Origin of the sequence: Exiguobacterium sp. SH0S2, assembly GCF_004337185.1 — a bacterium.
In the GTDB taxonomy this organism is placed as follows: Bacteria; Bacillota; Bacilli; order Exiguobacteriales; family Exiguobacteriaceae; genus Exiguobacterium; species Exiguobacterium aurantiacum_A.
On the sequence record NZ_SJVB01000006.1, the window covers coordinates 1 to 13,491 of the forward strand.

General features: G+C 51.3%; 16 protein-coding genes, 2 tRNA genes and 2 rRNA genes. 16 read left to right on the forward strand and 4 right to left on the reverse strand.

Annotated elements, in window-relative coordinates:
- Positions 1 to 20: 20 nt before the first annotated feature.
- The 3 genes from rrf (EVJ21_RS13310) (at position 21) to EVJ21_RS13320 (ending at position 1,427) form a co-directional block, all read left to right on the forward strand.
- A 5S ribosomal RNA gene (rrf, locus tag EVJ21_RS13310) occupies positions 21 to 136 on the forward strand.
- Positions 137 to 253: 117 nt separating this feature from the next.
- Positions 254 to 369, forward strand: a 5S ribosomal RNA gene (gene rrf, locus EVJ21_RS13315).
- Positions 370 to 488: 119 nt separating this feature from the next.
- Complete coding sequence (locus EVJ21_RS13320) at positions 489 to 1,427, forward strand: hypothetical protein (RefSeq protein ID WP_131466566.1); 939 nt, start codon at positions 489 to 491, stop codon at positions 1,425 to 1,427.
- A gap of 9 nt (positions 1,428 to 1,436) precedes the next feature.
- On the opposite strand, the gene EVJ21_RS13325 is transcribed toward EVJ21_RS13320, so the two are convergent.
- Positions 1,437 to 1,814, reverse strand: coding sequence for an HIT family protein (locus EVJ21_RS13325; RefSeq protein ID WP_070328985.1), 378 nt, complete (start codon positions 1,812 to 1,814; stop codon positions 1,437 to 1,439).
- Between the two features lie 51 nt (positions 1,815 to 1,865).
- On the opposite strand from EVJ21_RS13325, the gene EVJ21_RS13330 reads away from it, so the two are divergent.
- Positions 1,866 to 2,510, forward strand: coding sequence for a uridine kinase family protein (locus EVJ21_RS13330; protein ID WP_131490680.1), 645 nt, complete (start codon positions 1,866 to 1,868; stop codon positions 2,508 to 2,510).
- Here EVJ21_RS13330 and EVJ21_RS13335 read toward each other — a convergent pair.
- Positions 2,505 to 3,287 carry a sporulation protein gene (locus EVJ21_RS13335; protein ID WP_016509933.1) on the reverse strand — a complete coding sequence of 261 codons (783 nt, stop codon included), beginning with the start codon at positions 3,285 to 3,287 and terminating at the stop codon, positions 2,505 to 2,507. The genes EVJ21_RS13330 and EVJ21_RS13335 overlap by 6 nt on opposite strands.
- 141 nt (positions 3,288 to 3,428) lie before the next feature.
- Here EVJ21_RS13335 and EVJ21_RS13340 point away from each other — a divergent pair.
- From EVJ21_RS13340 to EVJ21_RS13375, 8 genes are all read left to right on the forward strand, one after another.
- Positions 3,429 to 3,505, forward strand: a tRNA-Met gene (locus tag EVJ21_RS13340).
- A gap of 25 nt (positions 3,506 to 3,530) precedes the next feature.
- Positions 3,531 to 3,607, forward strand: a tRNA-Met gene (locus tag EVJ21_RS13345).
- A 105-nt stretch (positions 3,608 to 3,712) separates the two neighbouring features.
- Complete coding sequence (tsaE, locus tag EVJ21_RS13350) at positions 3,713 to 4,162, forward strand: tRNA (adenosine(37)-N6)-threonylcarbamoyltransferase complex ATPase subunit type 1 TsaE (protein ID WP_070328987.1); 450 nt, start codon at positions 3,713 to 3,715, stop codon at positions 4,160 to 4,162.
- Entirely contained in the window at positions 4,159 to 4,815 is a 657-nt protein-coding gene (tsaB, locus tag EVJ21_RS13355; RefSeq protein WP_131466562.1) for a tRNA (adenosine(37)-N6)-threonylcarbamoyltransferase complex dimerization subunit type 1 TsaB, read from the forward strand. Before tsaE ends, tsaB begins: the two co-directional genes overlap by 4 nt.
- Positions 4,808 to 5,269 (forward strand): ribosomal protein S18-alanine N-acetyltransferase, encoded by a 462-nt coding sequence (gene rimI / locus EVJ21_RS13360; RefSeq protein ID WP_131490681.1) that lies wholly within the window; start codon positions 4,808 to 4,810, stop codon positions 5,267 to 5,269. The genes tsaB and rimI overlap by 8 nt, the downstream gene beginning before the upstream one ends.
- Positions 5,266 to 6,288 (forward strand): tRNA (adenosine(37)-N6)-threonylcarbamoyltransferase complex transferase subunit TsaD, encoded by a 1,023-nt coding sequence (gene tsaD / locus EVJ21_RS13365; RefSeq protein WP_070328990.1) that lies wholly within the window; start codon positions 5,266 to 5,268, stop codon positions 6,286 to 6,288. Before rimI ends, tsaD begins: the two co-directional genes overlap by 4 nt.
- 13 nt (positions 6,289 to 6,301) lie before the next feature.
- Positions 6,302 to 6,868 carry a hypothetical protein gene (locus tag EVJ21_RS13370; protein ID WP_071399028.1) on the forward strand — a complete coding sequence of 189 codons (567 nt, stop codon included), beginning with the start codon at positions 6,302 to 6,304 and terminating at the stop codon, positions 6,866 to 6,868.
- Between the two features lie 572 nt (positions 6,869 to 7,440).
- Positions 7,441 to 8,415 (forward strand): DUF2599 domain-containing protein, encoded by a 975-nt coding sequence (locus EVJ21_RS13375; protein ID WP_131469527.1) that lies wholly within the window; start codon positions 7,441 to 7,443, stop codon positions 8,413 to 8,415.
- A 380-nt stretch (positions 8,416 to 8,795) separates the two neighbouring features.
- On the opposite strand, the gene EVJ21_RS13380 is transcribed toward EVJ21_RS13375, so the two are convergent.
- Positions 8,796 to 9,203 carry a hypothetical protein gene (locus EVJ21_RS13380; RefSeq protein WP_233589699.1) on the reverse strand — a complete coding sequence of 136 codons (408 nt, stop codon included), beginning with the start codon at positions 9,201 to 9,203 and terminating at the stop codon, positions 8,796 to 8,798.
- A complete protein-coding gene (locus EVJ21_RS13385) occupies positions 9,200 to 11,101 on the reverse strand; it encodes an ABC-F family ATP-binding cassette domain-containing protein (RefSeq protein ID WP_131490682.1) in 1,902 nt (633 codons plus the stop codon). Before EVJ21_RS13385 ends, EVJ21_RS13380 begins: the two co-directional genes overlap by 4 nt.
- Before the next feature lie 149 nt (positions 11,102 to 11,250).
- Here EVJ21_RS13385 and EVJ21_RS13390 point away from each other — a divergent pair, with 149 nt between their 5' ends.
- The 4 genes from EVJ21_RS13390 to EVJ21_RS13405 all read left to right on the forward strand — a co-directional run bounded on the left by EVJ21_RS13390 (position 11,251) and on the right by EVJ21_RS13405 (position 13,486).
- A complete protein-coding gene (locus tag EVJ21_RS13390; protein WP_070328993.1) occupies positions 11,251 to 11,907 on the forward strand; it encodes a redox-sensing transcriptional repressor Rex in 657 nt (218 codons plus the stop codon).
- On the forward strand, positions 11,907 to 12,125 hold the full coding sequence (locus EVJ21_RS13395; RefSeq protein ID WP_016509907.1) for a twin-arginine translocase TatA/TatE family subunit: 219 nt from the start codon (positions 11,907 to 11,909) through the stop codon (positions 12,123 to 12,125). The genes EVJ21_RS13390 and EVJ21_RS13395 overlap by 1 nt, the downstream gene beginning before the upstream one ends.
- A gap of 3 nt (positions 12,126 to 12,128) precedes the next feature.
- The gene (gene tatC / locus EVJ21_RS13400; protein ID WP_070328994.1) at positions 12,129 to 12,917 is read left to right on the forward strand and encodes a twin-arginine translocase subunit TatC; all 789 of its coding nucleotides are present in this window, start codon (positions 12,129 to 12,131) and stop codon (positions 12,915 to 12,917) included.
- Positions 12,918 to 13,192: 275 nt separating this feature from the next.
- A complete protein-coding gene (locus tag EVJ21_RS13405; RefSeq protein WP_070328996.1) occupies positions 13,193 to 13,486 on the forward strand; it encodes a YesK family protein in 294 nt (97 codons plus the stop codon).
- Positions 13,487 to 13,491: the final 5 nt, after the last annotated feature.

The following is a 13,491-nucleotide window of genomic DNA, read 5'->3' on the forward strand; positions in this document are numbered from 1 at the left end:
TTCAGGGAACAATTCCCTTGTCTGGTGGCGATAGCGAAGCGGCCACACCCGTTCCCATGCCGAACACGGAAGTTAAGCGCTTCAGCGCCGAAAGTAGTTGGGGGTCTCCCCCTGTGAGGATAGGACGTTGCCAGGCCATATGAAGGACGACCAAGCACACGCTTGGTCGTTCTTTTGTTTGATGTATAACAAAACGAACTATTTTTAGAAAAAGCGTTGACTTTTTAATTGAACAGCGGTATCATAATACTTGTCTGGTGGCGATAGCGAAGCGGTCACACCCGTTCCCATGCCGAACACGGAAGTTAAGCGCTTCAGCGCCGAAAGTAGTTGGGGGTCTCCCCCTGTGAGGATAGGACGTTGCCGGGCAATATGAAGGACGATCAAGCACATGCTTGGTCGTCCTTTTTTGTCGTTCATTTGAAACTTTTTGTCGTATTTTATCGTACAACGAGACAAGGGTTACAGAAGAAAGGGAGTATACCGCAATGAATGAATTATATGAACACCAGTTGACACTTCAACAAAGCCTTGCTGAACGAGACCGATTGGCTCGTAAACTGAAGACTCTCGACAAACAAATTACTGAACATGAGACTGTTCGAAAACAGTTGCTTAATACGTTCACGAAAGAACAGCGTGATGTCTATGACTTAGAGACATTTTCGCTCGTCAATGCATGGCGTAAGCTGCGTGGAACGTTTAGCGAGCAGCGCACGATTGAATTAGAAGAAGCGGCCCGGGCAGAATTCAAGCTGCGAGAACACGAGGCGATGATTGATGAGTTAGTGCTTGAGCGTCGAGATTTGTATGAAACCTTTGAGGCATATAACGGGATTGATGCGAAATGGGCAGCGTTTATGAAAGAGAAAGAAGGTCACCTGAAGCAGGATCCTAAGGTGAGAGAAGAGTTGTACCGTCTCACGAATCAACAGGCGGAAACGAAAGAAGTGGTCGTCGAGTATAAAGAAGCGATCGCAGCAGGTAACGCAGCACGAGCTGCCATCTCAAAGACGCTCAAACACCTCGACAGTGCGAAGAGTTGGTCGACATATGACACGTTCTTCGGAGGTGGATTGATTGCGACAGCGATGAAACATGACGCGATCGATGCTTCTGAACGGAAGATGCATGAACTCCAATCCGCACTTGAGCGTTTCTCGCGTGAATTGGCTGATGTGAAAGGGATTGTCAGTGGCTTACACATCGAGCGTGGTTCGCTCGTCCAGTTCGCGGATTACTTCCTCGATGATATTTTTTCCGAATGGACGATGCATGGACGAATCAATGATTCGCTCGACAAAGTGAACGGGCTCGATCGCGAGATTGCCAAACTCATTGAAAAAATGACGCGAGATGTCGAGCGGCTGGAACGACAACTCGAAGATACGGAAGAAAAATGGAAACAGCTCATCGTCACACGATGAGCTGTTTGATCATTCCGGCCGCTTCAGCCAGTGTCGTAACCCTTTGCCGGCATGTGGTCCGTCTGCGTAGCGCGGGATGATGTGCAAGTGGGCATGGGGAACTGTCTGATTGGACGCTGTACCGACGTTCCAGCCGAGCGTATAGCCGTCAGGACCGTACGTCTCCTCTAGGAAAGACTTGGCGTCATGAAGCAAGGTGTATGTATCGCTCCATTCCGTCGGTGTTAACTCAAACGTTGTCGCCCGGTGCTGTTTCGGGACGATGACACCGGAACCGACGAGGACGTCTTGTTCGCGGTCATGCATCAGAAAGTAGCACGTGTCGTTCTCAGCGATGATGCGTTGGGACGGATCGAGATGTGGATGACAAAATGGACAGTTCGACATTGGATTGGTACACTTCCTTTCTGTGTATAGTGTATCAAAGGGGGATTTACTATGGAGCGATTCATTAATCAAATCATCGATCAAATTGATCTGAACGAACGGACGCTCATCGGGATTTCGGGTCACGGGGGTGCCGGGAAGACGACGTTCGCCAAACAGTTACAAACACGTCTCGGGGAGGTCAACTACATTAACACCGACCCGTATATCACGGACTCGACGCTTCGGAAGAGTGCGATGATCGACTATACGGTCGATGGGAAGGTGCATCACTATAAGATGACGGCCTGTCATCCGGCGGCGCATCACTTGTTGTCGCTCGAGCGGGACGTCCGGATGGTACGGGAAGGGGTCGGGTTTTATACGATGGATGTCCCGTATCTCGAACGGACGTGGATCGATCCCGAGAAGCAGGTCACCATCGTCGAGGGGATGAGCGTCGCCTTTCTCGATCCAAGGTATATGGATTTATCGGTCTATCTATATACAGATGGGGATACGGAGTTCGCCCGACGCGCTGCTCGTGACATAACGGAGCGAGGGATGGAGATGGAATACTTGAAAGCATCTCATGAAGAACGGCGTCTGCAATACGAGTTGTTCATGCATCCGTATCGCGACAACTTTCAAACGATCGTCTCGATTCAGGGTGACAGGTTGACGATTGAGAAAAGTCCATACAAAAACCGCTCATGAAGAGCGGTGGCTGCGTAGCGTATCTTGGATCCCGAGTCCGAGTCGGTCTTGTTCGTGCTCGAGTTGTTCCCAGGTGAGGGATCGGTGCCGGAGTTCGACGTCGGTCGCCATCGAGTCGAGCGTGCGCTGTCGTTCGATATTGTCGAGCCAGTAATAGACGTCGACCCCATTTTCATCCATGCGCCAGAATGATTTCACGACCTCGAACTCATCGGCCCAGTCGCCGACGGGCTTGAACCCATACTTCTCGACGAACGGATAAGGTCGTTCTTCACCGAGCGGGTCGATGACGTTGCGGACGAACATTAGCTCGAGTCCGGCATGCTCGGTCGCCTCGAGCAATCGTTTCAACTCAGGGAGTGGTTCGATCTCGATGTTTTCGACGACATCGAACCATACGCGTTTACCATCGGTGTCCCAAACAGTCGCTTCGACACTATAAGGGGCGCCCGATGTCGATGGGGCATACATCGTCAAGTCGAACGTGAACGGGATGTGTTCTTCTGCCCCGGGCTCAAGCACGGCCGTGAGGCGAATCGGGACTTCCTGAATGTCGGCCTCGCGGTTGAATTCGTTACCTTCAAGCGTGATGTCTTTGAACGTCGTCAGGAAGTTGAGCGTCAGTTCATGCAGACGGATCACTTTTGACGTCGGGTTCAAGACGCGAAGCGTCCCGTGAACGGTTTGCTTCGGCACGAACGGGATCGTATGGAAATAAACGGACGCATCTAACTCGGAAAAGAACCATTTTTTAAAGCGGTTGCCCCATTTCGACATGTCGGTCGCGCTCCTTTTCTGTTAATAAAGTTACACTCCTTTAAGTGTTCCCGATTCTAATTTCCAAAAAACATTAAGAAAAAGGTTGCATTTTATAACCGTCTCGCTTATTATAGAGGATGTCGAAACAATTCAAATCGTCGCGGGGTGGAGCAGTCTGGTAGCTCGTTGGGCTCATAACCCAAAGGTCGTTGGTTCAAATCCAGCCCCCGCAACCAATTTTTATTTAATTTCATATGTCGTCGCGGGGTGGAGCAGTCTGGTAGCTCGTTGGGCTCATAACCCAAAGGTCGTTGGTTCAAATCCAGCCCCCGCAACCAATTTTTAAATGAGATAGCGAAACGATGACGTTTCGTGTTTTTTTTTGCCTAAAATTGAGTGTACAATGAGTACGTATCGCTAGAATCGACTAAAGGAGAAACATCATGTATACATTGATTACCCATTCCGCGCCAGAGACGCAGGCCGTAGCGGAAAAGCTCGCCGCGCTCGTCAAAGCGGGAACGGTCATAACGCTTAACGGGGACCTCGGTGCCGGCAAGACGACGTTCACCCAAGGGTTCGCCAAAGGACTCGGCGTGACGCGTAATGTCAACAGCCCGACGTTCACCATCATGAAACAATACCAAGGGCGCTTGCCGCTCTACCATATGGACGTCTATCGTCTCGAGGACACCGGGGACGATATCGGTCTCGAAGAATACATCAATGGTGACGGCGTCGCCATCGTCGAATGGTCGAACTTGATCGAGTCGTCGCTACCGACCGAGCGCCTCGCGATCACGATCGAACGGACAGGCGACGAGGAACGTTCAATCACGTTCATACCGACTGGTGAAGCGTATGACACGCTCGTCAAGGAGGTGCTCGCATGAAGCAACTGATGATCGACACGGCGACGACACGTCTGTCCGTCGCCCTCAGTGAGAACGGAAGCATCCAGGCAGAAGCGACGGTCATGGTCTCGAAAAACCACGCCGTCACGCTCATGCCGATGATCGAACAGCTCATGGCGGCCGTCAAATGGACACCGACCGAGCTCGAACGCATCATCGTCACGACGGGACCTGGGTCTTACACCGGCATCCGCATCGGCGTGACGACGGCAAAGACACTCGCTTATACATTGAAACTCCCGCTCGTCGGCGTATCGGCGCTCCGCCTCATGGCGGCGGCCCCGAACACCGAACTTCCGGTCGTGTCACTCATTGACGCACGGCGCGGCAACGCCTATATCGGGCACTATCAACAAAACGCACAAGTCACGCCGGACAGTCACGCCTCGGTCGCTGATTGGCTACAAGCGAACATGACGGGACCGTTCGTCGTCGTTGGTGACGTCGAGCCGTTCCGTGACGTGCTTGCGGCATATGACTATACAGAAGCGCCGGCCGCCCACAGTTATGGCCGGGCCGGTGATCTCGTCGCTTTAGGTGAAGAGACGGCGGACGTGCACGCGTTCGAACCGGAATACCTTCGTCTCGCTGAGGCCGAGGCAAAATGGCTCGAGGGACAAAACAATGGCTGATATCAAAATCCGTCGGATGAACTGGCTCGATGTCGAAGAAGTCACGAAAGTTGAAGAGGCGTCATTCGCCATCCCGTGGACGAAAGAAGCGTTCATGAACGAGATGCTCAAGAACGAGCAGGCGATTTATTTCGTCGCAGTCCATGAACGCCGCGTCATCGGGTTCGTTGGCGTCTGGCAAATCGTCGACGAAGGGCATATCACGAACATCGCTGTCTTACCGGAATACCGGGGTCAAGGTGTCGGCAATATGCTCCTCACGCAGCTCGTCGAGTTCGCCCGTTCGAAGTCACTCGAAGCGCTCACGCTCGAGGTGCGCGTGTCAAACATCGGCGCCCAAAAATTATATGAACAGTTCGGCTTCGAGAACGCTGGTCGCCGGAAACGATACTATCAAGACAATAATGAAGACGCCTATATTTACTGGGCGAAGTTAGGAAGTGAATCACTATGAACACATCGCTCATTCTCGCGATCGAGTCGAGCTGTGATGAGACGTCGGTCGCCCTCATTCGTGACGGCAAGACGCTCTTATCGAACGTCGTCTCGTCGCAGATTGAAAGTCATAAACGGTTCGGCGGCGTCGTACCTGAGGTCGCCTCGCGTCACCACGTCGAGCGGATCACGTACGTCATCGATGACGCACTTAGCGAAGCCGGTGTGACGATGGATGACGTCGACGCGGTCGCGGTCACGCAAGGACCAGGACTCGTCGGTGCCCTTCTCGTCGGGATCAGTGCGGCCAAAGCGCTCGCGTTCGCCCACAGTAAACCGCTCATCGGTGTCCATCACATCGCCGGACACATCTATGCGAATGAACTCGTCGAAGAGATGCAGTTCCCGCTCGTCTGTCTCGTCGTCTCAGGTGGCCACACCGAGCTCGTCTACATGCCAGAGCACGGTGTGTTCGAAGTCATCGGTGAGACACGTGACGATGCGGCTGGTGAGGCGTACGACAAAGTCGCCCGCACGCTCAGTCTCCCATATCCAGGTGGCCCGGCCATCGACCAGTTGGCAGCTAGCGGGGAAGACACGTATAAGTTCCCACGCGTCCGGCTCGAGGCCGGCAGTTTTGACTTCAGCTTCAGCGGACTCAAGTCGTCCGTCATCAACGCCGTCCATAACGCCGAACAACGCGGTGAGACGGTCGTACCAGAAAACTTGGCGGCGAGCTTCCAAGCGAGCGTCGTCGAGGTGCTAGTGGAGAAAGCGATCCGGGCCGTGAAAGAAAAAGGCGCGAAGCAACTGCTCGTTGCCGGTGGGGTCGCGGCGAACCGTGGGCTCCGGGCCGCCCTCAAGGAAGCGACGGAACGGGAAGGCATCCGTCTCGTCATCCCGCCGCTCAATCTGTGCGGGGACAACGCCGGCATGATCGGTGTGGCGGCGCATCACGCGTATGTGCGCGGCAAGCGCGATACACTGGCGATGAATGCGGTTCCTGGGTTATCCTTAGAAGAGAGCATGACAGTCTAGGGGGAACAGAGAGATGACGAAACGTATCATCATTGGAGGGCTCATCGTATTGCTCGTCGTTGCGACGTTTTTGCAAGTACGTGAGATCATCCGCGCTTATAATATCGCTTATGTAGAAGAAATCGTCCCAGAAGAGACGCGGGTCCGTTCGCTGACGGGCGCTGATACGCTCGAAGGCATCACCCGTGTGACCGGTGAGAACACACTCATCGAGACACTGTATGGTTATAAGAATCTAGAAGACCAAGACATCAAGAGCGTCATCGTCGTCGACCGTAACCTCGGCGTGCAGCCGAAAGCGAGCGACGCCTATTACGAGCTCTTCCCGGGCCGTGAGGCGACAGAGGAAGAAGCGGCCAAGTTCGATGCGCTCGTCAAAGAGTTCGACGAACAACAACTGTTCGCGCAAGTCATCTCGGCCCATGAGGCCCGTTATGTGACGAACCGCGAAGAGACGCTGACGTTTTATAAAGTGTTCGTCCGCGACGTCGATACGAACGAGTACGTGTTCTTTATCACGGAAGACGGCATCAAGCTCGACTTCCACACGCGCGGGTTCCAACCGTTGCGCTACTTCTAAAAAAGGCTCACAGAAACGGATATTGTCCGTCTCTGTGAGCCTTTTTCATTTGTCTTCGATGAAGAACGTGACGACGAGAAAAGAACTGCAACTACGGTAGACTTTATAGAAAATGCGCCAAGTGAGTATCGATAGTCAGCCGGCCAATAATATGTGCGCATGGATGGGACGCAATTCATAATCCATCAAGCGGATATTTTTAGTCTACTCCATTGATTTCACCTACTTTCTGTTGTTCGTTTACATAGTCTATCTGACAGTCGGATGAACCGGGCTCGTCACTTTATGGTGATCTTTTTAATAGTGGACTCTGGATGAAATTATAATCACAAAAATGGGAAATGGTTACTTTGAGGGCCATAAGCCTAGTATATTTTTCATGACCTAAGAAAATTGTTGTACTATTGTCCTTTTTGTTTTGATAAAAAAGACATCTAGAAAATTGATTAGCAATCTTGAATACTATTAGAGTGGTGGGAAAGACATGGGCAGAATAGAGAAAACAGATGATTGAACTGCCGATATTTGTCTTTTCCCAAAATATAAAGCTTATATAGTAGGGGGACACAACGTTGAGTAAAGGTTTTATAATGAAAGCATGTATGAGTAGTTTGGCTTTATTTACAATACTGGGGACAGCACATCCAGCTTACGCATCTACAGGGGGGAGCGAATCGAAATTGCGTCCAGACGCAGAAGTAGATTCGATTGAAGAGGATCGTTTAGTAAACGATACGGATCAGCTTAATGAAATTGAAGTATTTTTCACTAATCCATCAGTTACGATGACGAAAGAAAGTGATGAGTTTAGTATTATACATGAAGACTCAAATTTAGAATTCGATAAAACAGAAGAAGGGAAAGTGATTTTCAGAAACAAAGAAGAACAGTATTCTATTGAAAATGTGGCTTTAGTAGGAGGTGTCCAAATCCTCTACAACATTGAATCAACTGAGTCGCCAAAAGAATATGTCTTAGATTTAGACATTACTGAAGGTAGTCGAATTATTCACGAAGATGGAGAGTACAAAATTGTGAATGAAAAAGGTGAGGTAGAGGTCTTCATTGGCTCCCCTTGGGCGAAAGACAGTAATGGAAACGAAGTCGAAACATATTATGAGATTAAAGACCAACAGTTGATCCAACATATTGATTATGAAGGAACGGATTATCCTTTAGTCGCTGATCCATTGTTCTGCTCGGATACAATCGATAATACAGCGTCGAAGTATACGGACTCTAATACTTTTTCTGTATATCCACGGACATGTGCACGAACGTATATTACAGCTAGCTATACTTTGGGTGGCGCATTATTAGGCGTTTTTGGGTCAACTGCCATCGGAAAACAGATGTGGTCTGAAGTTGTAGCAGACGCTTCGTATCAAGCGACAAGTACGGCAAACCGCCCGAAGCTCAAAGATCAATTTATCTGTCATGCAGTTAACCCGACTACGATTTGGAAATCATCTTGGAATCTAGATACGAATCGACCGGATGTTTCATTGTTGGATACGTATAAAGCACTTTGTAATCCAGACTATTAAAGGCGAGGTAAACTATGAACATTCAATACTTTGAACCAGATTCGTTATTTTTCATTGTAATCGCGTTGCTAATCCTCTATCCAATCCTTCTTTTAGTAGGGGTGACTACGAGTAAAACAAATCTTATTGGAAAGATTATTTACGGTATTTCAGCATTCTTTTATGCTTACGTGATTTGGTATAGCTACAGCCTAGGCATTTACTTAGACGAGATGTCTGATCCGGCACAAGATGAAGTCATCTTTGGTAGTATAGGATATTTCCATTTAATTTTGTTGGCATTCCCCTACATCTTTTTAACGATGGGTTTTACGTTCAAACAGCATACTCGATCATAATAAAAGAGCGCCTTCCGCTATACGCGGATTGGCGCTCTTTCGTCAGTTTTTCGGTTGTCGATAATTATTTCGATACCACATATTCACCCGGCTCACGACGTAGACGATAAACGCGAGCACCCACATGAACAGCGTCTCTCGATAAAAGTGGCCCCAGACCGAGCCAGGCGCATAAAAGCTATGCACCGTGACATCGATCGGCCAAATGACAAGCCGGATGAACAACGTGCTCATAAGCAAGCCGCTGAAGAGGCTGATGATGATACCGGACCATGTTTGGATGATAAACCCGACGACAATCGGCAGGAAGTAAAATAAAATGATCGGGACGTTCGTCGCCTCGCCGCGGATGAGTTCCGAGATATACTCGGTCCCACTCGGCACGATGTAGACGAACCCGGTCAGGAACGCATGCATCCAATCGATCCGCATGGCACGGGAACGCATCATGAATGGAGTTCCTCCCATTCTGTGAACAGTTCCGTGATCGACTCTTTCGTCGCGTCGGACTCGGTCGACAGCTCTTGGGCGCGGGCGAAGTCGTTGAACACGTCCGGTTCGCATAACAGCTGCTCGATTTCTTCAAGCCGAGCTTCGTGGCGCTCGATTGTCAGCTCGATCTCTTCGACCCGCTGTTTCAACCGGCGTTCTTCGCGCTGCTGTTCCTTGTCGGCGCGCTGCTTCTTGACGACGACTTGTTTCGTCTCCTCGCGGGCGAGCCGGGCAAGGTCCTCGAGCTCTTCTTTCTTCTCGACGTAATACGAGTAGTCGCCGAGGTACTCATCGATGCCGTTCGGCGTGATCTCTAAGACACGCGTCGCGAGCCGGTCGATGAAGTAACGGTCGTGGGAGACGAACAAGATCGTCCCGGGATAGTCGACGAGCGCGTTCTCGAGGATCATCTTCGAGTCGAGGTCCAAGTGGTTCGTCGGCTCATCCAAGACGAGCAAGTTCGGTTGCTCGAGCTTGAGCTTGGCGAGCGTCAGCCGGGCCCGTTCGCCGCCGGATAGTTCTTGGACGCGTTTCATGACGTCGTCCCCGCTGAACAAGAACTGGCCGAGCAGACTGCGGACTTCTTGCTCGCGCATGAGCGGCCAGTCGTTCCAAATCTCGTCGATGACGCGGTTCGCGTCCGACAAGTTCTGTTGTTCCTGGTCGTAGTAGCCGATTTCGACGCCGGTACCGTAGCGGATGTCACCGGTGAGCGGTGGTTGTTGTTTCGTCAACACTTTGAGGAGCGTCGATTTGCCGACTCCGTTCGGGCCGACGAGGGCGACCGACTCGCCGCGTTGCAGTTGGAAACGCAAGTGTTGTGCGATCGGTTCTTCGTAGCCGATGGCGAGGTCGCTGCCGCTCAACACATCGTTCCCGCTTTGGCGTTTGATCGAGAACGACAACACCGCGCTTCGTTCGTCACCGTCCGGCACGTCCATGCGGTCGATCTTCTCGAGCCGCTTGCGGACGCTTTGGGCGCGTTTCGTCGTCGTCGCCCGGGCGATGTTCCGTTGGATGAAGTCTTGCATCTTGGCGATCTCTTCTTGTTGCGACTCGAACTGTTTCTTCTCTTGCTCGTAAAGCGCGGCCTTCTGCTCGAGGAATTTCGTATAGTTCCCGACGAAGCGGCGGCTGCGGTTGCGTGACAGCTCGTAGACGACCGAGACGACGCGGTCGAGGAAGTAACGGTCATGGGAGACGATGAGGACGGCACCTTTATAGCCGCTCAAATATTTCTCGAGCCAGCTGAGCGTCTCGATGTCCAAATGGTTCGTCGGCTCATCCAAGATGAGCAGGTCCGGGCTTTGCAGGAGCATCTTCGCTAAGGCAAGACGTGTCCGCTGTCCCCCTGAGAGCGTATCGATCCGACGTTCGAAGTCGTCCGGGTAAAACCGCATCCCGTGCAAGATCGAGCGGATTGTCGCTTCATACTGATAGCCGCCGCGGTCTTTGAACGTGTGTTGCTCCTCGTCATACGCCGCAAGCAGACGCTCGTAGGCGGCCGGGTCGTTCAAGATCCGCTCCGAGCCCATGTCTTGCTCCATCTGGCGGAGCGTCTTCTCTTGTTCGATCAAGTCGGTGAAGACGGTGAGCATCTCGTTCCACATCGTCTCGTTCGATTCTAATCCTGAGTCTTGGGCGAGATAGCCGATCGTCACGTCTTTTGGCTTCATGATGTCGCCCGAGTCATAGTTGTACTCGCCGGCGATGACTTTTAACAGCGTCGACTTGCCGGCGCCGTTGCGGCCGACGAGGGCGACGCGTTCGCCTTCTTGGATTTCTAGTTTGACATTCTCTAAAATCGGCTCGACGCCGAACGATTTGGATAAGTTGTTGACTTGCAGTAGGATCAAGTGAAAAAACCCCTTTCTCTCTGTTTAGTATACTTTATTTCTTCCCCTTTTCAGGTATATTCATTGAGTGCTTATGTGAATTCGTTTACAATCAAGGTGTATGAAATCAGATTCGTTTGAAACGCGTCGTAAAAAGGAGGCTCTTTCCGTTGAGTCAAAACGAACCAAAGATTCCGCAAGCGACAGCCAAACGGTTGCCACTATACTATCGGTTTATCCAAAGCCTACATTCGTCAGGGAAACAGCGTGTCTCTTCTGCTGAACTGAGCGAGGCGGTCAAGGTCGATTCGGCAACGATTCGCCGTGACTTCTCATACTTCGGTGCGCTCGGTAAAAAGGGATATGGCTATAACGTACAGTATCTGTTAGAATTTTTCCGTAAGACGCTGAATCAAGACGAGATCACGAACGTCGCCTTGGTCGGGGTCGGTCATCTCGGGACAGCGTTCGTCAACTATAACTTCCTTAAAAACAATAACACACATATCGTCGTCGGGTTCGACGCAGACGAGACAAAAGTCGGCACGACGATGTCAGGTGTCCCGATTCATCACGTCGATGAGATGGAACAGATTATGAAGCAAAACAAAATCGATGTCGCCATCCTCACGGTCCCGTCTGCCTACGCGCAACCGGTCGCCGATGATTTGGTCCGCTATGGCGTTCGAGGGATCTTGAACTTCACGCCGGCGCGATTGACTGTACCGGACACGGTCCGCGTCCATCATATCGACTTGTCGATCGAACTCCAGTCGCTCATTTACTTTATGCAACACTATCCATCCGCTGAGGGGGTCCATCAATAATGGAATTTCTACAATCATCACTCGTCGTCGGTATCCCAGGTGGCGTCAGTATTTTCGTCATCGCCATCATCGCGCTCATCCTCTTCGGGCCGAAGAAATTGCCAGAGTTCGGCCGGGCAGCGGGGCAGACGCTCCGTGAGTTCAAAAATGCCACGAACGGTATGATGAAAGAGCACGATGAGACCGACAAGAAAGAAATTGAGAAGAAAGAGCAGTAAGCCATGAGCCATCAACCTGATCAAGAACGGGCACTGTCCGATCACTTGACAGAGCTGCGGAGACGACTGATGCTGTCGGCATTTGTCGTCTTTGCCTTCTTTCTGATCGCTTTGCCGAGTGTCAAATACGTGCTCGCCTATCTGCAGGCGGACCTCGTCGAACGAGGGCTCGAGCTGAACGCCTTTGGGGTCGCGGACCCGCTCATGATTTACTTGAACTTGGCGCTCGTCATCGGGCTCGTCGCATCGGGTCCATTTCTACTGTATCAACTGTGGGCGTTCGTCGCACCTGGTCTGCATCCGAATGAACGAAAATGGACGCTCGCCTATATCCCGGTCATCTTTATCTTGTTCCTCATCGGTCTCGCATTCGCCTACTATTGGTTGTTCCCGCTCGTCCTCGATATCTCGACGGACCTCGGGCAAGACCTCGGTCTGACGCAAATCATCGGGGCGACGAACTATTTCACGTTCCTGTTGCAACTGACGATCCCGTTTGGACTGTTGTTCCAACTTCCGGTCGTGACGATGTTCTTGACGCGCATCGGTGTCGTGACGCCGTACTTCCTCTCAAAAATTCGGAAGTACGCCTACTTCGCCTTGTTCGTAATCGCGGCATTCATCACGCCGCCGGATTTGACGTCGCACCTCATGGTGTCGCTGCCGCTCTTCTTCTTATATGAGATCAGCTTATCGATCTCGCGTGTGACGTACCGCGGTGTGCTCCGACGTGAGAAAGAGGCGATGGTGAAAGAACAGATGGATTTGATGAAGCAAATGAATGAGAAATGAACACTACGTCATGAGACGTGGTGTTTTTTTATGCGAGTACATTAAACTGGAAGTGTCTTGAAAAGGGGCTTGGCCATCGTGTTGATCGGACTGTTTTTCCTTGTCGGTTGGCAAGTACCACGGTTGGCATAACGGTGCTTTTTGGTCGCAAAATGTCGTACTGAAACCACATGTTCTAAGTGATATTGGTCGTAAACGCTTTTTCTGCAACAAGGAAGTACTCTTGTCACATGTTAAGATAGAAACCAATCAAACACACGTCAGGGGGAGAAGCGATGGCTTGGGAATATTACGGGGACGCGCTCATCGTCACAGGGATGTTGACGACGGTGCTCTTACTCGTCGTGCTATCTTTTTTGAAGTTACTATACAGGCGGAGACTCGTCTTTCCGTTGACGCTCGTGGTGATGGGCTATGTCCTGTTCATGGTCGGGCTCGTCTTCGTCCGGGGCTGGGACGGGATGGGCTGGAGTTTGATCGGTTTCAGTTTGTACGTGATCGGGCTCGTCACCTATATCGGTGTCGTCATCTATCACTGGGTGAAAGCGAGACGCACGTCCAATTCATGATCAAA